Origin of the sequence: Arthrobacter sp. NPDC057013 (genome assembly GCF_042674585.1) — a bacterium.
Lineage (GTDB): Bacteria > Actinomycetota > Actinomycetes > Actinomycetales > Micrococcaceae > Arthrobacter.
Map to the genome: position 1 here is coordinate 53,108 of NZ_JBHUSE010000024.1, position 21,882 is coordinate 74,989.

General features: G+C 58.7%; 18 protein-coding genes and 2 pseudogenes. 12 read left to right on the forward strand and 8 right to left on the reverse strand.

The genetic code is table 11. The features are described 5' to 3' along the window. The first annotated feature begins 238 nt into the window (after nucleotides 1-238). From ACFTSA_RS21655 to ACFTSA_RS21680, 6 genes are all read left to right on the forward strand, one after another. Nucleotides 239-994, forward strand: a complete 756-nt coding sequence (locus tag ACFTSA_RS21655) for an amino acid ABC transporter ATP-binding protein (RefSeq protein WP_377953976.1) — start codon at nucleotides 239-241, stop codon at nucleotides 992-994. Continuing rightward, complete coding sequence (locus tag ACFTSA_RS21660; RefSeq protein ID WP_377953946.1) at nucleotides 991-1,644, forward strand: amino acid ABC transporter permease; 654 nt, start codon at nucleotides 991-993, stop codon at nucleotides 1,642-1,644. The genes ACFTSA_RS21655 and ACFTSA_RS21660 overlap by 4 nt, the downstream gene beginning before the upstream one ends. A 1-nt stretch (nucleotide 1,645) precedes the next feature. After that, nucleotides 1,646-2,290, forward strand: a complete 645-nt coding sequence (locus ACFTSA_RS21665) for an amino acid ABC transporter permease (protein WP_377953948.1) — start codon at nucleotides 1,646-1,648, stop codon at nucleotides 2,288-2,290. Nucleotides 2,291-2,321: 31 nt separating this feature from the next. Next, a complete protein-coding gene (locus ACFTSA_RS21670; RefSeq protein WP_377953954.1) occupies nucleotides 2,322-3,188 on the forward strand; it encodes a substrate-binding periplasmic protein in 867 nt (288 codons plus the stop codon). 588 nt (nucleotides 3,189-3,776) lie between these two features. Next, complete coding sequence (locus ACFTSA_RS21675; protein WP_377953955.1) at nucleotides 3,777-4,568, forward strand: SDR family NAD(P)-dependent oxidoreductase; 792 nt, start codon at nucleotides 3,777-3,779, stop codon at nucleotides 4,566-4,568. Between the two features lie 61 nt (nucleotides 4,569-4,629). Then, nucleotides 4,630-5,415 (forward strand): SDR family oxidoreductase, encoded by a 786-nt coding sequence (locus tag ACFTSA_RS21680; protein WP_377953956.1) that lies wholly within the window; start codon nucleotides 4,630-4,632, stop codon nucleotides 5,413-5,415. Nucleotides 5,416-5,689: 274 nt separating this feature from the next. Here the strand turns inward: ACFTSA_RS21680 and ACFTSA_RS21685 are convergent, their stop codons facing one another. The 3 genes from ACFTSA_RS21685 to ACFTSA_RS21695 all read right to left on the reverse strand — a co-directional run bounded on the left by ACFTSA_RS21685 (nucleotide 5,690) and on the right by ACFTSA_RS21695 (nucleotide 6,835). Beyond that, nucleotides 5,690-5,845 (reverse strand): hypothetical protein, encoded by a 156-nt coding sequence (locus tag ACFTSA_RS21685; protein WP_377953957.1) that lies wholly within the window; start codon nucleotides 5,843-5,845, stop codon nucleotides 5,690-5,692. Nucleotides 5,846-5,923: 78 nt separating this feature from the next. Beyond that, nucleotides 5,924-6,100 (reverse strand): hypothetical protein, encoded by a 177-nt coding sequence (locus ACFTSA_RS21690; RefSeq protein ID WP_377953959.1) that lies wholly within the window; start codon nucleotides 6,098-6,100, stop codon nucleotides 5,924-5,926. A 12-nt stretch (nucleotides 6,101-6,112) separates the two neighbouring features. Next, complete coding sequence (locus ACFTSA_RS21695) at nucleotides 6,113-6,835, reverse strand: transposase (protein WP_377953961.1); 723 nt, start codon at nucleotides 6,833-6,835, stop codon at nucleotides 6,113-6,115. Nucleotides 6,836-7,195: 360 nt separating this feature from the next. Between ACFTSA_RS21695 and ACFTSA_RS21700 the strand changes: the two genes are divergently transcribed. Next, nucleotides 7,196-7,399, forward strand: coding sequence for a hypothetical protein (locus ACFTSA_RS21700; protein ID WP_377953962.1), 204 nt, complete (start codon nucleotides 7,196-7,198; stop codon nucleotides 7,397-7,399). A gap of 642 nt (nucleotides 7,400-8,041) precedes the next feature. Here the strand turns inward: ACFTSA_RS21700 and ACFTSA_RS21705 are convergent. The 3 genes and pseudogenes from ACFTSA_RS21705 to ACFTSA_RS21715 all read right to left on the reverse strand — a co-directional run. Next, nucleotides 8,042-8,268 (reverse strand): annotated as a pseudogene (locus tag ACFTSA_RS21705) (IS3 family transposase); the annotation flags it as partial. Between the two features lie 329 nt (nucleotides 8,269-8,597). Then, nucleotides 8,598-9,749 carry an alcohol dehydrogenase family protein gene (locus tag ACFTSA_RS21710; protein ID WP_377953963.1) on the reverse strand — a complete coding sequence of 384 codons (1,152 nt, stop codon included), beginning with the start codon at nucleotides 9,747-9,749 and terminating at the stop codon, nucleotides 8,598-8,600. 442 nt (nucleotides 9,750-10,191) lie between these two features. Next, nucleotides 10,192-11,667: an APC family permease gene (locus ACFTSA_RS21715; RefSeq protein ID WP_377922899.1), complete on the reverse strand. Its 1,476-nt coding sequence runs from the start codon at nucleotides 11,665-11,667 to the stop codon at nucleotides 10,192-10,194. A gap of 1,413 nt (nucleotides 11,668-13,080) precedes the next feature. Between ACFTSA_RS21715 and ACFTSA_RS21720 the strand changes: the two genes are divergently transcribed. The 5 genes from ACFTSA_RS21720 to ACFTSA_RS21740 all read left to right on the forward strand — a co-directional run bounded on the left by ACFTSA_RS21720 (nucleotide 13,081) and on the right by ACFTSA_RS21740 (nucleotide 19,708). Beyond that, nucleotides 13,081-14,691, forward strand: a complete 1,611-nt coding sequence (locus tag ACFTSA_RS21720) for an ABC transporter substrate-binding protein (protein WP_377953964.1) — start codon at nucleotides 13,081-13,083, stop codon at nucleotides 14,689-14,691. Between the two features lie 55 nt (nucleotides 14,692-14,746). Next, nucleotides 14,747-15,754, forward strand: a complete 1,008-nt coding sequence (locus ACFTSA_RS21725; protein WP_377953965.1) for an ABC transporter permease — start codon at nucleotides 14,747-14,749, stop codon at nucleotides 15,752-15,754. A 275-nt stretch (nucleotides 15,755-16,029) separates the two neighbouring features. Beyond that, nucleotides 16,030-16,647: an ABC transporter permease gene (locus tag ACFTSA_RS21730; RefSeq protein WP_377953967.1), complete on the forward strand. Its 618-nt coding sequence runs from the start codon at nucleotides 16,030-16,032 to the stop codon at nucleotides 16,645-16,647. Further along, nucleotides 16,644-18,524 (forward strand): dipeptide ABC transporter ATP-binding protein, encoded by a 1,881-nt coding sequence (locus ACFTSA_RS21735; RefSeq protein ID WP_377953969.1) that lies wholly within the window; start codon nucleotides 16,644-16,646, stop codon nucleotides 18,522-18,524. Before ACFTSA_RS21730 ends, ACFTSA_RS21735 begins: the two co-directional genes overlap by 4 nt. Before the next feature lie 368 nt (nucleotides 18,525-18,892). Beyond that, nucleotides 18,893-19,708, forward strand: a complete 816-nt coding sequence (locus ACFTSA_RS21740) for an alpha/beta fold hydrolase (protein ID WP_377953970.1) — start codon at nucleotides 18,893-18,895, stop codon at nucleotides 19,706-19,708. A gap of 172 nt (nucleotides 19,709-19,880) precedes the next feature. On the opposite strand, the pseudogene ACFTSA_RS21745 reads toward ACFTSA_RS21740, so the two are convergent. Beyond that, nucleotides 19,881-21,307, reverse strand: a pseudogene (locus ACFTSA_RS21745) (IS1380 family transposase). 115 nt (nucleotides 21,308-21,422) lie between these two features. Further along, nucleotides 21,423-21,611, reverse strand: a complete 189-nt coding sequence (locus ACFTSA_RS21750; RefSeq protein ID WP_377953971.1) for a hypothetical protein — start codon at nucleotides 21,609-21,611, stop codon at nucleotides 21,423-21,425. Between the last annotated feature and the right edge of the window lie 271 nt (nucleotides 21,612-21,882).

Sequence of the window (21,882 nt, forward strand, 5' to 3'; positions counted from 1 at the left end):
CGTAACTGCAACTCATTGACCCGTGGCACACGTGAGCGCTCCAGTTCCGCGCGGTTCATTACCCTCGCGAGTGCCGCAAATATTTTATTGGATGCCAATAAGAATGACATATCGTCCATCAGAAAAAATCAAATACAAAAGCGCTACTTCTGAACCTTTCCAATGGTCAAAATTACTGTTCCCAGGATACCGTCCGAGGGCTAGCCCAAGCAGGGCAGAAAACAGGAAGGCGAGCATTATTGTGGATCCGGCCATTCAAGTAATAGACGTTGAGAAACGCTTCGGCGACCAGGTTGTCCTGAAGAAGGTTTCCATGGAAGTTCAGGAGGGCCAGGTCGCTGCGCTGATCGGCCCAAGCGGTGCCGGTAAGAGTACGTTACTCAGGTGCATCAATCTCCTTGAAAGACCTACCTCGGGACTGATCAACGTCGAAGGCGTAGCCATCGATGCAGAACGGGAGATTACGGGCAAAGAACTTTCGGATCTGCGTTCACGCGTTGGAATGGTGTTCCAGTCGTTCAATCTGTTCCCGCATATGACCATTCTCAAGAACGTAGCGCTTCCTCAGCAACGCGTGTTGGGCCGAGGCAAGGAAGAGGCTGAGGAACGTGCCCATGAACTGCTGAAGCGTGTGGGACTCGCAGACAAAGCCAGCCAGTATCCCGCTAGATGTTCTGGAGGTCAGCAGCAGAGGGCGGCGATTGCTCGGGCTCTTGCCCTTGATCCCAAAGTCATGCTCTTCGATGAACCAACTTCCGCACTCGACCCCGAGGTCGGCCTGGAGGTCCTGAAAGTCATGCGTGAACTCGCAGACGGGGGCATGACGATGGCGATAGTGACTCATGAGATGCAGTTCGCACGTGATGTGAGTGACCAACTCTTCGTCATGGGCGATGGCGGAATCATCGAATCCGGCGATCCTGCCGAGATCTTCACATGCCCCGAGAATGAACGCACCCGGCAGTTCCTGCGAGCGGTATTGGAACGCCAGTGAATGCAGATATCTGGATCGGAGTAGCTGCTGGCATCAGTACAACGCTGCAGATGACCGCTATTGGATTCATTGGTGGTGCAATTCTTGGTATTCCGCTTGTCTTTATGCGTTTGAGCAATATACACGTGATTCGCTGGGGCACCAGGGCATTCATCGAGCTCGTACGGGGGATTCCGATGCTCGTCTGGCTCTTCCTCGTGTTCAACGGACCGACTCAGTTTGATCCCTCCTTGGGACGGGTTTTCACCTCCTTTAACTCAGCTGTCATTGTGCTCTGCGTAGTCTCAGGCGTCTACATGGCAGAGGTGTACCGGGGCGCTGTACGCGCCATTAGCAAGAATCAATGGGAAGCCTCAGACGCTCTGGGGCTGAGGACTTTTGACAAGTTGCGATTCGTCATCGGCCCGCAGGTAGGAAGGGTGGCGATCCCTTCTGCCGCCAATTATGCAATCGGCTTGGTCAAAGACTCGTCGCTTATTTCGACGATCGGGGTGTTCGAGATTACCTACTACGCCACAAATCTCTACGGGACGCTCAGCTCGCCGGTGCCGTTCTATGTCGCTGGAATATACTACTTGATGATCACCGTGCCCTCGGCCTGGCTCGCCAGAACAATGGACCAACGGCTTCGGAGCAAGGTGGCAGCCTAAAATGGGTATCCTAAATGATCTATTCGAGTATTGGCCTCGTCTCGTAGAAGGCCTATGTATCTCAATTCAATTGGCGTTGCTCGCCTATGTGATTGGTATTCCGGGCGGTCTGGTTTTTGCCGTCGCGACTATGGCCCGGTCAAAACTGATTCGCACAACAGCCGTGGTTCTCGTAGAGATTGGTCGTGGAGTTCCCGCGCTAGTCGTTCTCCAGATCATCTACTTCGGTCTTCCTATCAACCTCGGAGGATTCCTGGCCGCCGGAATCGCATTTGGCCTAACAACATCCGCCTACACGAGTGAAATCATCCGGGGCGGGCTGCAGGCTGTTCCGAAAGGGGAACTTGAGGCCGCGCAAGCACTGGGCATGAAGTACGCAACAACACTGCGGGACGTGATCGTCCCTCAGGGCATGCGCATCGCGCTCCCAGCGCTTGTCAGCTTCTGCGTCCTCATGTTCCAAGCCACAACCCTGGCGTTCACAATCGCTGTTCCTGAACTCATGGCCATAACACGCTCGATCTCCAGCCAGACATTCCAGTTCTTCAACATGTTCGTCATCGCAGGCCTGATGTATGGAGTCATCACTATTAGTGCCTCTCTCGCCGTTGAACGTCTTGAACGCCGTTTGGCTAAGCACGTCTAAGCTCGCACCTCGAAAGCAAAGGAAAATTTCAATGTCGATAAATCTCAAGAACCGCGCACTTCAGGCCTGTGCAGCTGCGACTGCGATAGTGAGCGGTTTCGCTCTCTCTGGCTGTAGCGCTGCCGATGAACACGCCGTTGGGGCTGATGGGTGCACCCCCCGTCACCCGGGGATCGAAACGATGGCGCCTGGAGCGTTGAAGGTTGCGGCAAGCAACTACCCTCCCTTCGTCATCCTTCAAGGACAAGAAATCAAAGGTCTGGACGGGGAGGTGCTCACAGCGGCGGCCAAGATGGAATGTCTGCAGCTCGAGCCGATGCCGCTCGACTTCGCCTCTGCCATTCCTTCAGTACAGAACGGGCGCGCCGACATCTCGCTTGGGAATTGGGACTGCACTGTTCAGCGGTCCAAGATCGTGGGCCTCGTCCACGTCTACAAGAACCAGATGGCGATTGTGTCGCCTGACGGAACCAGCTCACTTGAAGCGCTCAAGGGCAGGACTGTCGGCTCCGTCGACGGGTTCCACTGGGACGAGGCTTTAAAGAGCATCTACGGATCTCAGCTGAAGTTGTATCCAAGCTCCACTGCCATGTTCCAGGACTACAAGGCTGGCCGCGTTGATGCCCTCATCGATGGATACGGTTCAGCGGCGTACACCAATAAGCAGAACGGCGGCCAGTGGAAAATCGCGGTCGTCGAACCCGACCAGCGCGTTCCTGTCAGTGTTCAACCGGCTCAGGTTTGCTTCATCGCCGGCCTTGAGAACAAAACGCTCCGGGACGCACTTCAGGAGAACGTTGAAACTCTCCGCAAGGACGGCACGCTCAAAAAAATGGTCATTGACGCCGGTATTGAGCCTTCCGCTGCTGACATCGACCAACTGCAACTTGTCGAGTAAATCGACTCGACCCATGGGCTCATCGCCTCGGTGAATCGGCTGCTCCCTATGAGAATTCATCTGCCTCGAGCAGGCGTCCAACTTCTCACTGATGTCCTCTGCGCCGGAAGCCAGATCCGGAACTTAGGAGCAGGCGGGTCCTCCATGGGGCATCAATCTCATCTTAGGAGGTGTCCCGTTGGCTTGGCGGCCTCCGCGAGGGCATCCCCCTGCAGGAACCTCGCGGACCAGGTGCTCGCAGTCAGGCACCGGCTAACTTTTGTGACTCCCACAAAGAGTCGCCGGTTCGCTGGAATTTTCCCAGTGTTCGGGACGCACATCATGGCTATTCACTAGTGGTGAGAAAGGTGACTTCCCGGATCGCCTTCTTCATTGAAAGTCTAGGAGGCAACATGACAAAGATTTTCCTTCTTGGCAACAAGGGAAGTCACTGGCCACCGCTGGACTCTGCACTTACTGCAACTTGTTGAGTTCACTCGACTCGACCCATCTACTCATCACCTTGGTGTGTAGGCAACTCCGTAGAAGATGTCAGCTCTCTCGATCAGCTGAACTACGGCCGAAAAATGAACGAAAGGAACAGAATTAATGAGCCAGCTTGAGGGCAAAGTAGCGGTGGTAACTGGTGCCGGACGCGGAATTGGGCGTGGCATCGCCGAGGAGCTTTTGAAGGCTGGAGCGAAGGTAGTCATCGCCCAACGGGCGGAAAGCGCACTTCGGGAGGTCGAGAAGGAACTAAGTGCACTGGGCTCTGTCTCGGCATATGCCTGCGACGTGTCACAGCGCGAAGAAGTCCAGGCTTTGTGTGACCATGCCGTTTCGACTTTCGGTAGTCTCGACATTCTTGTCGCCAATGCTGGAACCTCCAGCTACAGCCCCTTCCTGGAGATGACCGAAGAAGATTGGGACCGAGTGCTTGGGGTCAATCTTAAGGGCGTCTACTTCAGTGGTCAGGCGGCGGCGCAGCGTATGGCCGCGGCGGGTAACGGCGGCAGCATCATTCTGATCTCATCGATCTGCGCGTCTGCCGCTGAGCCGAGCAGCGCCCCGTACACCGTAAGTAAAGGCGGCGTCTCGGCCCTGGCAAAGGCAATGGCGGTAGACCTTGCTGACCATGGCATTACCGTCAACGCTATTGCTCCTGGGTGGATCCATTCCACATCGACTTCAACGATCGCGCCTGAGTCTTTGGTTTCGGGTGAGGAGCCATTCCCATTGAACCCTCTCAAGGTCATCGGCAAGCCTCAGCATATCGGCAGCACGGTGGTCTGGTTGGCTAGCCCCGGCGCCGGCTTCACGACTGGCTCTGTCGTCACGGTTGACGGTGGTCAAATGGCCGCCCTGCAAACCGTGAATCGCCGCGCACTGGGGGAACTGTGAGGGGCATCGGACACGATGGCCGAGTTAGAAACAAAGCACACACAAAGAGGAATTAAGCAACATGACGCGTACTTATGTAGTAACGGGCTCCGCTTCGGGAATCGGTAAGGCCACGGCAGAAAAACTGCGTTCGGATGGACACCGCGTAATTGGTGTCGATCTTCGAGACGCCGAAATCGAGGTGGACCTTAGCACGGAAAAGGGCCGCGCTGAGCTTGTAAGTAAGGCTACTGAGCTGAGCGGCGGAGTGCTTGACGGTGTACTGGCGATTGCAGGAGTTCTGGCCTCATCGTCGCCCTCAGTGGCAGTCAATCACTTTGGTGCAGTGGCGACCCTTGAAGGATTGCGGCCTCTCCTCGCCGCTGCCGAGCAGCCGCGCGCAGCTGTAGTGGCCTCGCGAGCGATCATCGACGAGTTCGATAAGACTCTCCTTGATCTCATCGAGGCGGGTGATGAAGGGGCTGCACGGGCACATGCCGATTCCCTCGCGGAAGCAAAGGATATCGCGGGTGCCAGTACCGTTTACACAACGACTAAGCTCTCTCTTGCCCGTTGGGTGCGGCGCAATGCTCCTTCGGCTTCTTGGGCTAAGGAGGGTATCGCTCTCAACGCTGTGGCTCCTGGGGTGATCCTTTCGCCCATGACCATTTCAGTTCTTGAAACTGAAGAAGGCCGTGCTTCTCTAAATGAGCTGGCACCAGCACCTTTCGGAGGGCCGGCCGCGGACCCTTCCGCAGTGGCTAACCTCCTTGCATGGCTTACAAGTACGGACAACAGCTTTGTGACCGGGCAAGTTATTTTCATCGATGGCGGTGCGGAGAGCTTGCGCCGACCCGAGCTAGTGTAAGGCTGAACCACCAGGCAAGGGCCTGGTCCTGGAACACCAGGACCAGGCCCTTGCCGCAACCGGCCGAGGCCCATGAGGATCGCTAGACCGTACCAAGCAGCCCTCCGGTCGTCAACTTCTTGAGACACTTGTCGGCGGTGGTTGTACAGCCCTCGATTACTCCATTTACGCCCGTCCGCGCCTCGAGCCGGGAGCCCACGCGTTCGTGGTGTAAGAACTCGGTTTGAAGTGTGAGAAGAAGTTTTCGGCGAATGCGTTGATGCTCCTATTGTTGTCAACCCGAGATTACGCCGGCCGCCTGGGTGGGCTTGAGTAGGTGGTAGACCTCGCGGATGATGTAGCGCTTGAGATAGCAGATGATGTCGCGCTTGGATTTCCCTTCGGCGGTTCTGCGGGCGACGTAGGTAATGGTAGGTTCGTGGAAATTCATCCTCGCATCGCTGTGCGGTAGATGGCTGCGCGTTAAGTTGCCGGTGTCCGCTGCGGTTTAGACGAAGGCGGCCGGAGGTCATGCCGGAGCCGGTGGGGATCGGGCTGATGCCAGCGAGTTTGGCGAAGGCTGCCTCGAGTGGATGCGCTCGGGGTTGTCTCCTGCGACGATCAGGATCTCGGCAGCAGTGTCGGGCCCGATTCCGTAGGCGTCCAGCAGTTGGGGCGCGGTTCGGGTGACTAGGTTCTCGATCATGCCCGCCAGTTCCTAGGCCTCGGCATCCAGGTTCTGCCAACGCCGGCCGATCGAGCGCAGGGCGTGACGAATGGAGTCCTCGGGGGTGTCCATGGCCCGGGGACGCATGGCGCCCAGATAGCGGGCGAGCATGACCTGTGTTTTCTCTGCCGTGTCCTTTCGCATCTGTTCCGGGCATGGATGAGCATAGCTTTGAGTGTGACCAGGGCCGCGAAGCGGTCCTTCACGGCCGGTGTCGTGGGCGATCTTGAGTTCGCGGATCATTTCCACGGTCCCGTCAGCGGTTGTCGGGACAGCGGTCCCGAATCCGGCGAGCACTGCGCGGGCGGCGTTCTTCGCGTCGTGGGCGTCAGATTTCCCGGCGAGCCTGCGCATGCGCCGGTCGGCGGGGTTCACTTCGACCACCTTGTGACCTTGCCTGCGGATGAACGAGGTCAGTCCGGCGCCGTAGGAGCCGGTTCCTTCGACGCCGAACGCGATGATTTTGCCAAACGAAACAGCCCACCCGAGCAACTGGCCGAAACCGGCTGAATCAGTGGTAACTGTCAGGGTGTCGAGGATGCCGCCGATCGGATCCATGACCGCGGCGACATGCACGTGTTTGTGCGTGTCGACGCCAATGACCATGTGTCCTGAGCGGGCGGGTACGAGGGTGTCTGTTGCCAAGGTGTGTGTTGCCTCCTGCCGGATAACGTGGATATCGCGCTGCCGCCGGCGGGTGGACAGGACTCTCATGGGAACGCTGTCGAATGCTGGCTCCAGGCCCCTATCAAGTCACGCCCGGCCCGGCGGCAGTGTTTGTAGCTGCCCGGTCGCCGGGGTTGACAGATCAACACAAAGACACCCGAGGGTCTATCCCAAGGGTCAAGCCGTGACGACCAGGACTTCCGAATCTACGGCTGATAATTCGACAAAACAGTCTGACAGTCCCAGCAGACCCGACCCTGCCCATGGACTGCGTGACCCCGTTAATGCTGCACTATTTTTGAAATTCGTTGGAAGTGTATTGGGAGCCCCGGACGGAGTGGAAGACCATGGATCGCTGGTCGAACCGGCCGTGGTTCCTATCCCCGGGGCAGCGATGCAGAGGACAGCGTGCATGTTAGCCATGGCCCGGCCGATTACCATGCCGGAAAACAAATCGATGAAAGTGGCCAGATAGAGCCAGCCTTCACCGGTGCGCAGGTAGGTGAAGGTGACCTCACCGACCAGACGGGTCCCTGCCAAGGTGGAGGTGAAGTCGTGCTTGCCCTGCTCATCGAGCAGGTGGTTCTCGACGCGGTCGGTCCTGGCCTGTGATCTGTTTCCAGGTCTGGGTGGGGACGGCACTGAGGCCGTTGTCGCGCGAGATCGCCCCGACGGTTGGGCCGAGACCCTGGTCGCTCTGGCGTTTCAACAGCAGGGTTAGCCCGTCCCGGTAGGAACACGATGACTACTGCACATGGGGGCCGGTGACCGCGGTAGCCAGCTCTTCGTGCCGGTAGAACGAGGCCCGGGAGACCGTCAATGCCCGGTACAGGCACACAGGATGGTTGGCCTCCTCCGCTTGGATGAACCCCCTACTTTCGACTTCGATACAGGGTGCCTTATTGATCTCTCAAAAAGCGGGTGGGTAGGCCGGCGATGATCCTTCCTTGGCATCCTTCATGGATGCGAAAGCTGCCGCGGTGCGCCCATGGTCCATCCACCGATCAGCAGGGTTGTTTACTATTAGTCATCGCGCATGGGAAGGGAGAAGTACTGGAGTCGGCGGGCGTCAGCTGCTCCGCCTAAAGGCCAACCTAGCGTTGCCAGAACGGGCACTGGTGAAAGTAGCGCCATTTTTCGTCTGAGGACGAGATGGCCGGCTTAGTTTCTATCGCCAAGTACCAGTCGATTGAGTACGGCACTGCAGCGGTAGCGGGTATGTCATTTTTCCTCCCCAAATATGCAGCTGTCCGGCTCATTCTCCTGCTTTAACGACCGGTTCCGCTTCTTCGGCTCTCGCATCTCGGCCGCTGCGGTCGCGGGACCGAGTTCGGTTTCCCTACGCTCGGCCATGGCAATCCAGCACTTCAACGTCGTGACGGAGAGCCCGAAATCCCTACAGCCTGCGCCAGGGGCGCCTCGCCTTTGCGGGCCGGATCAATAACATCCTGGCGGTACTCCGCCCCATAAGCTGAGGGCATGGTCAACATCCTTTTACGAGCACAAGCTCTATAGGTCAAGGAGTCAACAAAACCGGGAGCAGTCCCAAAAATCACGTTGCATCATCGGCCGGGAGCTAGACCGACATCCTCAGAATTTCCTGCTGCTGGGCGACTAGGTGGCCGCCCGGTTGTTTCTCCGTTGGTTAGTGTTGCCCGTTCTTCCCCTTCCCAGCGAAGCCCACTGCCACCTCACTACCTCGCGACGGGATGGATCGAGAATGTCCTTCGGTATGAGTCCTTAACTCAAGGGGCCGGGGCTCACTGACTCTTCCGTCAATGAGCCCCGGCCCATTCGTCTAGATTCAGCCCTACGGCGTGACGACGATCTTGCCTACGTGGGCCCTCTTGATCATCTGTGTTTGTGCCTGCGGCAGGTCCTGGAGCTTGTAGGTTGCCTCCAGAAGGGGCTTGAGTTGACCGCTCTGAATCAGTCCCACCAAGCGTGCAAACGTGGACGCTGTGGGGTTTGTGATGCCGTGCATTTCAAGGTCCTTGTAGATCAGTTCCCGCAGATCGATGCGGGTGATTGGTCCGCCAATGGCGCCCGCCGTGGTGTAGCGCCCTGCTGGCTTGAGTACCTTCATGAGAACGCCAAACATGTCACCCCCGACGACGTCGGCAGCAACGTGGGCGCCCCGCTCGCCGATGAGACGTTCCACCTCGGCCTTTAGATCCTGGCTTTCGCGGGCAACAAATTCGTGTGCCCCGAGAGCGCGAAGCCGTTCTTCCTTGGATCCACCAGCGATGGCTACTACGCGTGCTCCACGGATTCGTGCAAGCTGGATAAGCGCAGTGCCGACGCCTCCAGCTGCCCCTGTGATTACCACCGTCTCTCCCTCAGACAGACCTGCGCGCTCAAGCATTTCTTCGGCCGTGTCGTAGGAGCAGGGGAAGGTGGCCAGCTGGGCATCAGTCAGGTCCGATTGGATGGCGTGAGCGTTTACCGCCGGGACTGCGACCAACTCAGCGTATCCGCCATCCCGTTCGCTGCCGAGATACCCGCTCATCTGAGCACGGGCCGGCAACGATTCGTCACGGATGGATGGGTCTACGATTACACGTTCACCGATCCGTGCGGTGTCCACACCGGGACCCACGGCAGTGATTTGACCTACGACCGCGGCTCCCTGCACCCTGGGAAACGGGATGGAGGCACCTGTCCACGACAGCCCAGCGTCGTCATCACGGCCTTTCAGGCCAAGATCCTCCGAGAGATTGGTTTCGACCACCCTGTCGTACCAGCCGGTGCGTGTGTTGATGTCGGTGTTGTTAAGACCGCATGCGCCGACCGTGATTAGCACCTCGTCCTGCTGGGGTGCTGGGGCGGGATAATCCGTGCGGAATTCCAGTTTGTCGATGCCGCCATGGCCCGTGAGAACGGTCGCTTTCATAACTGCCGTAGACCCTCCTGCTGCTGTTTCAGAGATCGTCGCTGACGTAGTCTTCATCTTGAACTTCACTTTCCTCCGGGCGTCCAGGCCCAGCTCCGGTCTTGAGCGGCCACTCCTTCTCTGAAGTGCCGCTGAAATAAGGTGGGGTGCCGCAAGACTCCCGAAACCCGGGCCCCGCGCGGTGTTCTAACCGTCCACAAATCATCTCCGGCGGCAACCAGGCCGGAAACAGGAAATCCGACAACAAAATTCACGAAAAGGTGGGCAATTTCCAAGAACAGCGGTGCCCGCTGGGTGTTGATCCCTGATTAGGGGCCCTTGGAGATTCACCTCTGCCTGCTTTTGGGAGTGGGTGGCGCTCCGGGAGGAGCTAGGTGCCGGCTGCATCGCCGGGTCGGCTGCGTCTGCGCATGGTTTCAGAAGACCCTGCCGAAGTTAACTCGCGTCAACACGCGTTGCTGCCGTCCACGGTCCGGATGGACCTGTGAAGTTCCACTACCCCCGTACCTGTTTACTTGGGTTGGGGAACAATATCCCCTGCATCATCCCGACCGATTCGGGCGTATACATCGGGCCGGCGCTTCTTGTACACCGCTGCGGTGATCATGCCCGTCCCAATGATGCCGAGAATAACGGCAAGGATCAGCCACGTGAGGATGCCCTCTGTGCCGATTATCAGCTCGAAGTTTGTCGTGGCCAGAACAAGTGCGATGACAAGGAACACGGTGGAGATTCCGGTAGCTACGGCCTGCCAAAGGGCTCTCCGTCCTCCTGTCAGGTCTTTCGCGAGGAAGACTGTGATCGCCAGGGCGGCGACAGCCATCAGGATGGCGAAGGCGTAGGCATAAATACCTGCCAACCGAGCGTAAGCGAGTCCTCCTTCCATGCCAGCAAAAAGGAAAATACCGACTGCGACGAAGGCGCTGACAGCCATGGAAGCCTTGTGTGGGGATGCGTGGCGGCTGTGGACGTGAGAGAGGGATTTGAAGATGACACGGTCGGTGCTGAGGTTGAATACATACCGCGAGACAATGTTGTGGCTTGCCAAGGAGAGGGCGAAATTGCTCGTAATCAGAAGTGCGGTGGCCGCGTAGTAAGCGAAGCTGCCCGTGAAGTGCTGGACGCTTTCGAATGATGAAGCTGCTGCATTGGAACTTAGCACCCCCATGATGGCTTGGGGGCCGTAGGAGTTGATGAAAGACCAGGCAGTAAATGCGTACAGGATCGTGAGCACGATAACCACCGTGTAGGTCGCACGCGGAACGGTCTTTTCCGGCCGCTTCACCTCGTCGCGGAAAATGACGCTGGCTTCGAATCCGCCGTACATACCCATGCCGAGGAGAAACGCGATGCCTATAGAGCCGCTGAAAATATTTTCCGGCTGAAAGCTATCCAGCCCTAATCCTTGGGCCCCCCCTTGCGTCACCACAGAAAAGTTGTACGCAAGCATGAGGAGAAGCTCAAGCGCCAAGAAGAAGGTGAGTACCCTTGCGGAAAAATCGATGTTCATATAGCCGAGGAACGACGTGACAACAAACATTCCAAGGCCGTACACCCACCATGGAAGGGTGGGGCCACCGATGTCATGCACAAAGGTTTCGGCCGCCATGCCGCCGAGGGCGTAAGCGCCGAGATTGGCCGCGAAGTAGCAAACCATCGCTGTGTAACCCGCTCCCAGGCCGACCACTTTGCCCAGTCCAGCTGAAGCAATCGAGTAGAAGCCGCCTGGTTTGGGAAGTCGTAGCCCCATTGCAACGAGGCCGGAAGTAAAAAGTACGGCAACGATGCCGCACACCATGATCATAGCGGGCGTGCCGACGCCGTTGCCCAGCAGAATGACGATGGGGATAAACCCAAGGAACACCACCATGGGCCCGTTGTAGGCGAGAATGGTGAAGACGAGATTAAGGAAGCCAATATTGCCATGCAGTTGGCCCTGTCCGGCAGCCCTCGCGGCTTGAGGAGGAGAGGTTTCAGTGATCGGCATAGCCGGTACTCCTGTCGTGTGTGGAAACTCGAAGTGCAGCGATACGGGCATTTGCCGCGAACCGGACACGTTCGCTTCTGGTCCCGCAAATCTTTATGGATTGAAGGTATGCGGGTGTTACCTCACCAACCACTGGAGATAGACCGAATGGCAGATGTGGCATTCGGTATGTGACCGAAATCTCAACGGAGTGATTTCCGCGGGCTGCTGCGGAAATGATGTCCCGCCAAAATCGGCCATACTGTTTTCGCGGACCCGGGGCCGGCCTGTCTAAAGTGCGTCACCGTCGCGGGGGTTGCCTCGATACGGACTCGATCTGAGGACGATCATCACATGAAACGCGCGCGGAAGGATGAGTTCACTTCCGGGGGCACAGTTCTAAGCGTTGGAGGCCGGTGTTGGTTTCGTTGGTCACGGCCACTGCCACGGCCAAGGTCAGGGGTTGGGCGCGGCCCGCTGCGTGACCACGTCCGCCGGCTGGTCGGACGGCGACGGTTAGCGACATGGACTTGGCATACGATCGGGGGCCCTGGCAGACCCGAAGCTATCAGGAGCATGCGCCTTCTGGGTATTGACCGTGTGCTCGCACTTCCGGTCGCAAGTCGTCGCTTGCGAACGCATGTGTCTGGGTTGCGCTTACATTTAGGCTGACTGTCAGCGCCTCACAGACGGCCGCCCATAAATCGATGCCCAAGCTAAGCAGTCTACGGCCTGGCTGAAGTAGCTTTCAGGCCAAGGCGCGTTGGGTTGGACCTGGGCGGTCAAGAGAGATGAGCAGGACAGCTCCGGGCCCGTGAGCGGTTCCGGCAGTGCCGTATCCAGGCCGGCTGAACATGGTTGAACCGGCCACATGAAGGTGACCCAGAACCTGTACGTTGCACTGCGTCAACTCCGAGAAGCGTTCAGGGCGAGCTTGTGCATCCGGTACTTTTCCTCCTTCTGCTGATTGAGACCGGGGCCGCCGGCTATCTCGATTTCGCCGCCGCACGTTCCTAGCCCAAACGTTCCGTTTCCCACTTGGGAGAGGACACTGCCCCTGACAACGAACGCCTTGGGTCTTGACATCCCAGTGGGATACCTAGACATCAACCCCACATAGCCGATTGTTGGAGACGGAGCGGGGGATCAGCGGATCGCGTAGGTAGACGTCGTGGGTTCGTTCAATTTCAGAGCTGTATTGGTCGTTGGGCGCTTTCTTGCCATTTTGTTGCGCGCCTTCCGGGGCATGGATCGCCGAATTCTCTAGGGCTTCCCTCCGACCGACGGCCGCTCGATGCAATGGGCCTTGTAAGAAACACAAACAACAGCCCTGAAGTTGTGAATACCAACAATCAGTGCGTGAGCCGCTTCACAGATAGGTTTTGTTCAATCGTAATCGGTCTGTCCGGTGCGTCGAACATGGAGGTGTTTCGCATGGATCACAACTTTCAAAAGCCGTCCACATCAGGGCTCGTTAGTCCACTTAAGCTCGAGACGTCACGGCGACAGCTGCTGGCGGTCGGCGGAATCAGCCTGGGCGCCCTCTTGCTTGCTGCTTGCACCAATTCGCCGAGCGGCGGCACCGGCTCCGAGCAGTCCGGAGGGACGCCCAAGAAGGGCGGCACCCTCCGCATTTCGGTCGGCGACGGTAACAGTTCGGATACCCTCGACCCAGGTACCATCCTCACGGCGAACGCAACCTTGGCCGTGAAATCTATTTACGACCCGCTTGCTGTCACCGACACGAATTTTAAGGCCCAGCCGGCACTGGCGAAATCGTGGAAAGCCAATGCCGACGCGACACAGTGGACGATCCACCTTCGAGAAGGGGTTAAGTGGCACGACGGAAGCGATTTCACGTCAAGGGACGTGTTCTACACCATTAGCCGTTGGCTCGATCCCAAGACGGGGAGTGCGATCAACGGATTCCTGTCGCCGTACCTCGACTTGGGCGGGGTCTCGACCCCGGATGCCTCGACAATTGTGCTCAAACTTAAGAAGCCCAACAGCGTCCTCATGGAGACCCTTGGTGCTAACCCGGCAAGTCACGTGATTAAGGATGGCGTGACAGACTTCAGCGGCAAGAACTTGGTGGGAACAGGACCGTTCAAGCTGACGGCATGGAGCCCCGGCACGGGGTGGAAGGCCGTCCGGAACGACTCCTATTGGGGTGACGCGGTGTACCTGGATGGAATCGAGGCAACGGTTACCCCGGATCAGGGCGCCAAGCTCCAGGCAGCACTATCAGGAGCAGCTGATGTCACGGACATGATCCCGGTCTCGCTGTGGCCGGGAATCCAGGGCCGAAACGACATGGCACTCGAAACAATCAAGAACAGGCAGAGCTGGATCTTCGCGTTTGATCAGCGCGTTGCACCGTTCAACGACAACCGCGTGCTCGATGCCATCAAGCTTGCAACAGACCGCGACAAGATGGTCGAGACCGCGCTGCTTGGCCATGGGACGACCACGGCAGATGTGCCGATTGCCCCCGATTCTTCCTGGTATCCGGCTGCTCTCAAGCCGGAGTACGACCCGGACAAGGCGAAGAAGCTGTTGGCGGAGGCGGGTTTCCCGGACGGACTGGATATCAAGCTGAGCGTGACAGATTCGGTGCCCGGCATGCTGGACGCTGCCCAAGCCTGGCAGCAAGTTGTCAAGAGCGCCGGGATCAACGTGACCATTGACCAGATGGCGCCGGATACTTACTGGTCGAAGGGGTATATGGCCACCCCTGCTTTCATGAGCTACTGGACCGCATTCTTTCCCCCTGTCGGGTTTGACGCGTTCTACCGGAAGACCGCGGCCTGGCCCTACACCCGCTTCGCAGACCCAGCTGTGGACAAGCTAGTCGATGAACTCTATGCAACTACAGATCATAGCCGGCAAGTTGAGCTGACCCAGGAGGCATACCTGCAGGCCCGAAAATCCTATGGCCTTCTAATTCCCGTTTTCTCGGACGCTGCCTACGCACGGTCTTCCAAAGTCAACGGCCTCTTCATGAATTTGGACACGGTCGATTTCCGGAAGACGTGGTTGGCCTGAAAACCCGGACGCGGGCACTGATGTTGGATGATTTGCAGGTGAGAAAGGGTATGAAATGACTATCCTGGCCCCGGAACCGGTCGCGGAGGCGGTGGTCGCGCCCAGGAAGAATATGACTCGCGTCTGGGCCTTGGCCCGTCAGCTTTTGATGTCGGTTCTGACGCTCCTGCTGATCTCATTTATAGCGTTCGTAGCAATGAACCGTTCAGCTGAACAGATCGCGCGCAATGCACTCGGTATCGGCGTTACCGACGAACAGCTGCAATCTTTCATCGCGGAACGAGGACTAGATCGTCCGCTGTTCGTTCGATACTTCGACTGGCTCGTTCGCTACCTTCAAGGTGACTGGGGCACGACGCTGACCTCGAACGTGCCAATCAAACCTCTCGTACTTCCTGCTTTCGCCCACACAGCTGAGCTCGCCCTGGCTTCCCTGATTTGGTCCCTTCCTGTGGCCGTCGTCCTCGGGGTGTTCATGGCCCGAAAAGGAGGAATCTTTGATCGGGCTGCATTCGTGGTGATGACTGTGCTGGCCGCACTACCGGAATTCGTCATTGGATTGGGCTTAATGATTCTGCTGGCAGTTCAGCTTCGCTGGCTGCCAGTTGCCTCGTCAGCTGTGTCGGGGGAGGTCAGTGCCGCCTGGGTCCAGGCCTTCATCCTCCCTGCGTTGACTCTCGGACTGATTGTCGTGCCCTACGTCTCGCGCATTGCACGTGCGTCCGTATCAGATGCCTTGAATTCTCCCTTCACAAGAAATGCCGTGTTGCGAGGGTTGCCTCGCCGCGTGGTCGTGTGGGGACATGCCACCCGATCGGCGGCCGTCCCGCTCGTGCACGCCGTCGCCCTCGTCATTATTTACCTGCTTGGAGGTGCCATCATCGTGGAGAACGTGTTCGCATTCCCAGGGCTAGGACGGCTCCTGATACAAGCCATCACCCAGGGCGACACCAACTCTGCTCTTGCGATCACGGTGCTGTTGGGTGCGATGTTTATTGCTCTCAGCTTCGTCGCAGACATCTTTGTCACCTACCTCAACCCACGATTGAAGGCAGCCCGATGAGCGCCGATTCTACAGCCCAGGTGGCAGTTCTTAATAGCCGACCCGCACGTAAACTGCGTCCCCTCCGACCGATCACCCACACCTGGTCAGGGCGCTGCGGACTCGTTATTATCTGCGCCGTCCTGCTCGTCCTTATTCTTGGTCCGGCACTGGCTCCTCATCCGTTTGATCAGCTTGCTGTGGGGCGGCCCCTCTCACCCCCCACAAGCGATCTGCCGTTAGGAGCGGACAACCTGGGACGGGATGTCTTCAGCCGATTCCTCGTGGGCGGTCAGATGGTGTTGCTGATTCCACTTGCGGCCGTTGCATTGGCTACGGTAACCGGTGGACTGCTAGGAATGGTTGCTGCCTACACCGGGGGACTGTTCGATAAGGTGGTCTCCCGAGTCTTCGACACTCTGCTGACTCTCCCGCCCCTGCTCATCGCGCTCTCCGTTATCGCTGGCTTCGGTTCGTCAACAACAGTCCTTTTAACGACGGTGGCCGTGATCTTCGCGCCTAGCATCGGAAAAGTGGCCCGGGGAGCAACCCTTGGGGTTGTCACATCAGACTACATACAAGCAGCACGGGCACGAGGTGAGCGGCCCGTGTCCATCGTCGTGCGGGAGATCGCGCCGAACATCGTCGGTCCGGTGGTGTCAGATCTCGCCCTCCGGGTCACCTACGGAGTACTCTTCGTTGCTGCCCTCAACTTCCTTGGCCTCGGGGCTAAGCCTCCCTCACCTGACTGGGCCCTCTCCATTGCGAGCAGCTTGGGGTATGTGCAGATTCAGCCCTGGGCTGCCCTGGCACCGGTAGCCGGGATCGCGGCTCTGTCGGTTGGCCTCAACCTGATGGCGGATTCGATCATCTCCTACGTCAACAAAGACACTTCAAAGGACTTCATGCTATGACTACCTCGGTCGCACTAGAAGTGCGGGGGCTCTCAGTAGGTTACGGCCAGCGGAACAGTGACTTGAAGACCGTGGTCAGCGACGTCGATTTCGTGCTGGAGCGAGGAAAGATTCTCGGAATGGCAGGCGAATCCGGCTGCGGTAAGAGCACGACGGCGTTGGCGGCGATCGGATACAGGCCCGGTGCGATGCAAGTGCCCGCTGGCCAGTCAAAGCTCGGGGACATTGATCTGCTGAAGATCCCCCTTCCACAACTTCGACGCATATGGGGCAGCAGGGTCGTATATATGCCCCAAGCATCATCAAACGCATTGACCCCAGCTTTGACAATCGGGCGTCAGATGGCAGAGCCGATGGAGGTCCACCTTGGGCTCAAGGGACGAGCCAACTACGACAGGCAGATCGAACTTTTGGAGGAGGTCGGCGTTCCTAATCCGGAGGCCGCCCTTCGACGCTATCCGCATGAGTTCAGCGGCGGCCAACAACAACGGATTAACCTCGCGATCGCGCTGTCGTGCAACCCCGAGGTGCTGATCCTCGACGAGCCGACAACTGGATTGGACGTCACAACACAAGCAAGGATTGTCAAACTCCTCAAGCGTGCGATTGAGAAACACCAGACCGCTGCCCTGTTCGTCAGTCATGACCTGCCCCTCCTCGCGGAGGTTGCCGACCGGATCGCAATAATGTACGCGGGCCAGGTGGTCGAGTCAGGTCCGGCGATGGAACTGATGTCAAGCCCGGAGCACCCATACACGAGGGCGCTACTGGCCGCCGTTCCGGATGCGACTGGTACTCGTGCATTGTCAGGGATCCCAGGTGCGCCGCCGTCGGGGGTTGTCGATGGAGCCTGTCCTTTCGTGCCGCGATGCCCGTTCAGCATCAAGAGTTGTTCGGAGTCCAACCCGAGCCTGTTGCCATTAAGACCTTCCCACGACGTCCGGTGCATCCGCGCCGGCAACTACGAAATTCATTCGGTCAGTGACCGGCCTCCAGTTCTCGGAGTCATCGAGGATTCGACCTCGCTCCTGACGCTGGACGACGTGTGGTGCGAGTACGGCTCGCGTGGTCATTCGACGACGGTGGTCAAGGGGGTCACCTTCAGCGTCGCTCCCGGCGAGACGCTTGCAGTAGTCGGTGAATCGGGCAGCGGAAAGTCGACTCTGCTGCGAGCCATTGCAGGCTTGCACCCGCGCAGCAGCGGAGAGATCCAGTTCGAGGGCGTAACACTGGCTCCTAACGTGGGAAAGAGGTCACGTTCGGTGCGGCGTGATGTGCAAATAGTCTTCCAAAACCCGGATCTGTCTCTAAACCCCCGCCACGATGTAATGGGCCTTGTCTCGCGGCCTCTGCAGCTCTTCGAACCCTCGTTGTCCAAGGGCGACAGAGAAGAACGTGTGCGTAAAATTTTGGCGGACGTAAATCTTCCGGAGTCAATGGTTCACCGGTACCCCGGTGAACTGTCTGGCGGACAGAAGCAACGCGTCGCAATCGCCCGCGCATTCGTATCGAACCCGCGGCTGATCCTTGCCGATGAGATCACTTCAGCACTCGATGTGTCCGTGCAGGCCGCCATACTCGACCTGTTGGCAAAGTTGTCGGCCGAGCACGGAACTGCCGTTGTGTTCATCACCCATGACCTTGCGGTGGTCCGGGCAGTCGCCCATAGTGCCCTTGTCTTGCAGAAGGGCGTTGTCAGAGAGATCGGCAAGGTTGCCCAGCTATTCGAGTCGCCCACAGACGATTACACGCGCGAACTGGTGAATGCCATTCCCATGTACAACCCGGCTGCCAATCCTGACGCCCCTGCATCGTCGCTATTCCTGACAGAGACTGTTCCACAAGCCGCCAGGCGAAACATGCACCCACTGTCCTGACGTGGAAACACGGTAGGAACGAAGGCTAGCAGGGCAGGGCTTCTCGGTGGATGTGAACAATTTGAGAGGCATCAGATGGCTAGTGTGACAATCGAATACGACATACCAGTTCCTATGCGAGACGGAGCTGCTTCGACGATATGTAAGTAATTCGCCTGTTCCCTGACGCTCTCCTACTGACAATGATTGACCCCGTAACAGCATGGCTTTGCTAGTTAAATGAAAACACGCCGCGGCTTAGCGGCAGTTTGATACTGAGGTTTGTTTCTATCTGAACAAGCAGGACCTTCCATACAGAAGGATCTTTGCCACCGATTGACGTAATAGAAGATGACCGACAACGCTGAATATCGAAAGGAAGTTGCCGAATGAGCGGTACTAACCTGGCCTTACAGACGTCCGATGGAGTGACCCTCCGCTACGATGATGAGGGTGAAGGGCGCCCTATTGTCTTCTCCTCCGGGTTCCAAGGGCAAAGCGCACATTTCGTGTGGCAGCGCGATGCTCTTGTGCAGGCTGGATACCGTGTCATTAGATACGACCATAGGTGCCACGGGCGCTCCGACTTTCCGGAACACGGACAGAGGATGAGCCGCCTCGCTCTTGACCTCGGCGAGCTGTTGACGGCCTTGGACCTCCGCGATGTTGTCCTGGTCGGTCACTCGATGGGGGTGAATGTCAGTCTGGCTTACTTCTCTATCGCCGCCGATCCCTGGGAGCGCGTCACCGCATTCGTCGCCATAGACCAGTCCCCGAAGATCGTCAATGACGAGGAATGGCAGTGGGGTGTACGCGGTATCAACGAGCAGAACGTCTTCGACGCGGCCCGCTTTCGTTTCGAATGGTTCGATAATGGACGTGAACCGGCGGTGCCCGACTTCGTGAAACAGTTGGTGGACACGATTGAGCCTTCTTGGGAGACCTATCCGTTCGATAAGGCACGTCGCCTGCTTATCGACCATATGGTCTCCGACTGGCGGGATGTCGTGCCTAGGGTCGCGGTCCCGGCACTCGTTATGACGGGTCGCCACACTCCGTTCTACGAGCTTGAAGGTATGCGCTGGTTTGCCGACACTTTGCCTGATGGTCGCCTAACTGTGTTCGAGCAGAGCGGTCATGACCCCTACCTCAACGAATATTCTGAGTTCAATGCGCAGCTCCTAAAGTTCATCGCCCAGCACTAGCCTCGATTTTTCATGATGTCGGGTGATTGCCGTTGGTTGCGGTCGGCCGTTTGGTCCATGGTTGTTTTCTGTTTTCGGGCAGTGCGGTGTGGCCCGTTGGTTCGCTTCGGGTTTGGCGCCGGTTCCACGTCCGGGGATGGGCTGGTCTTCGGGATAGGTTTGAGTGCCCGGATCATCCGGGTGCGGGCAGGAGCTCTCTCAGGAGGCCGGTGTTTTCCAGGAGCAGTTTCAGGAGGTCTTTCTCCGGAGCTGATTCCGGCAGCAGCAGCTGGGTTCGGCGGGCCCGGGTGATGATTTTCCCGGCGGTTGCGAAGAGCCGGTAGCGCCAGCGCTTGATGTCCCAGGCCTTGGCGTGGTGGCCGTCCGGGAGGACGGCGAACTGGAGCCAGGAGACCAGGTTGAAGGCGAGGGCGGCGATGTTCGCCCAGGCCTGGTTCGCGGCGAAATCGAAGAACGGCAGCTTGTCCAGGCCGATGTTTTTCAGGGTCTTAATCCTGTTCTCGCACCGGCCTCGGGGGCGGTGCCTGGCGTCCAGGAACGGTCCGTGCCAGCGGGGTGAGTTGGTCAGGAACGCGGTGATCCGGTGCCCGTCGGTATCGAGCAGGGTTGGCTGCGCGCCGGGGTGCAGCGGCTCGACCCGGAGGAACAGTTTGGTGCCCGGCGGGTAGTCGGTGAGCGGGATGACGTCGGTGGCGTTGATGACCCACGCGTCAGTACGTTCCCGGCCGTGCTGGTCCATTGCCGGCTGCCAGTATTGTTTGTCGGTGATCCAGTCGATCATGTGGGCCTTGCCGAACGGGAGGGTGTAGCTGGTGGAGAACTGCACGCCGAGGCTGTGCAGATGCCAGAGGAACTTCCTCGAGGCCCCGGCACTGTCCGTGCGGACCAGGACCTTCTCCCCGGCCACCGCCCCAGAGTCGTTGAAGAATCCCGCGGGCAGCTGGGCTACGGCGGCGTGGAAGACCCGGATGTGGTCCTCGGCGCTGTTCGCCCCGGCGTTCCCGGGACGCAGCACGCAGGCGAGGATTTCCCAGGAGCCGTTGCCGGCGCCGTAGTCGGCGCTGGCGATAAAGGGCGCGAACCCGTAGCCGCTTTGTAGGTGCCGGCGACGTTTTCCTTATCCGAGTGCGAGGTCACCAGGGTCGCGTCGATGTCGATGATGAGCGGGTCCTAGGCCGTGGCAGACAGGGCCGGGTTCCGATCTCCGGCGGCGTTCCAGGCCCGGGTGCGCAGGGCCCGGGCGAGGGTTTCGAAGCCGTAGCTGAACAGCTCCGGGTTGGCCACGATGCGTTCGAAGAACCGGGACACAGTCGCGTTCGAGGGCAGCTGGCCGAAGACCCCGGGTGAGGAACGCAGGATGTCCAGATCCGAGGCGTGCTCGCCTCGGGCCGCGAGCATCGCGGCCAGGGATCCGAGGAGCTTGCCGGAACGATGCCTCGCGCCCGGAGGGAACGAACTGGCCGAGCCGCTCGTCGCAGAGCCTGCCGAATCCCAGGGCGTACATGAACCCGATGAGGACCGAGGCTCCGGCGTGGGAGATCAGCACCGGCCGGTGAAAGTGACCGGAAGGGACGGAAAAACACGGGTAGACTTTTGCATCGAAAGGGTGCTCGCTCGGCAAATAACGGTCTCGACAACCACTATTTTCCCAGTTCAGAGCACCCTTTCCCTGCTTAAACACGCACACCAAGCGGCTCCCCATGAACACCCCGGGCTAGTTGTGTTGCTGGCGGATGAGTCCGAAGGGAACTGCAGGGTGTGCCCGGATGATGTAGCGGCCCGGACCGATTCGGGTAATCATGATCCCCGCTTGATTGCAGATGGCTGCGGCTTTGACAGTCTCAACTGCGTCGTTCAGGGCGTGGTCGATGTGTGAGGCGTCGTCAACGCTGACATCGACCATTCCTGGTGATAGATAGGTTCTTGCTGTTGCGGGCACTTCGGGCCTTCTATGTGGAGGAAAGTAGCGCTCTCAGCTATGAGTAGGGGGCGCGGGAGGGTAGAGGCGGCGGAGCTGGGCCAGTCGCAAACCTCCGCATGGGCGGGGTGGCGACAATTTCGAAATCGTGCTCAACAGTGGACCAGTCGATGCCTTCGGAGTAGACTCTCGTGCCGGCCCGGAGTGGGAGGGTGTCGTCGGTCTTGAGTAGCGTCAGTGACGCCGCCTGCGCGTC

Excerpts from the sequence above, each read along its gene's own strand:
- ACFTSA_RS21740 (WP_377953970.1), top strand. The coding sequence starts at position 18,893 with ATGAGCGGTACTAACCTGGCCTTACAGACGTCCGATGGAGTGACCCTC.
- ACFTSA_RS21690 (WP_377953959.1), bottom strand. The coding sequence starts at position 6,100 with ATGATCGAGAACCTAGTCACCCGAACCGCGCCCCAACTGCTGGACGCC.
- ACFTSA_RS21750 (WP_377953971.1), bottom strand. The coding sequence starts at position 21,611 with ATGGTCGATGTCAGCGTTGACGACGCCTCACACATCGACCACGCCCTG.
- ACFTSA_RS21665 (WP_377953948.1), top strand. The coding sequence starts at position 1,646 with ATGGGTATCCTAAATGATCTATTCGAGTATTGGCCTCGTCTCGTAGAA.
- ACFTSA_RS21695 (WP_377953961.1), bottom strand. The coding sequence starts at position 6,835 with ATGAGAGTCCTGTCCACCCGCCGGCGGCAGCGCGATATCCACGTTATC.
- ACFTSA_RS21720 (WP_377953964.1), top strand. The coding sequence starts at position 13,081 with ATGGATCACAACTTTCAAAAGCCGTCCACATCAGGGCTCGTTAGTCCA.
- ACFTSA_RS21685 (WP_377953957.1), bottom strand. The coding sequence starts at position 5,845 with ATGAATTTCCACGAACCTACCATTACCTACGTCGCCCGCAGAACCGCC.
- ACFTSA_RS21730 (WP_377953967.1), top strand. The coding sequence starts at position 16,030 with ATGGTGTTGCTGATTCCACTTGCGGCCGTTGCATTGGCTACGGTAACC.
- ACFTSA_RS21715 (WP_377922899.1), bottom strand. The coding sequence starts at position 11,667 with ATGCCGATCACTGAAACCTCTCCTCCTCAAGCCGCGAGGGCTGCCGGA.
- ACFTSA_RS21735 (WP_377953969.1), top strand. The coding sequence starts at position 16,644 with ATGACTACCTCGGTCGCACTAGAAGTGCGGGGGCTCTCAGTAGGTTAC.
- ACFTSA_RS21675 (WP_377953955.1), top strand. The coding sequence starts at position 3,777 with ATGAGCCAGCTTGAGGGCAAAGTAGCGGTGGTAACTGGTGCCGGACGC.
- ACFTSA_RS21670 (WP_377953954.1), top strand. The coding sequence starts at position 2,322 with ATGTCGATAAATCTCAAGAACCGCGCACTTCAGGCCTGTGCAGCTGCG.
- ACFTSA_RS21725 (WP_377953965.1), top strand. The coding sequence starts at position 14,747 with ATGACTATCCTGGCCCCGGAACCGGTCGCGGAGGCGGTGGTCGCGCCC.
- ACFTSA_RS21680 (WP_377953956.1), top strand. The coding sequence starts at position 4,630 with ATGACGCGTACTTATGTAGTAACGGGCTCCGCTTCGGGAATCGGTAAG.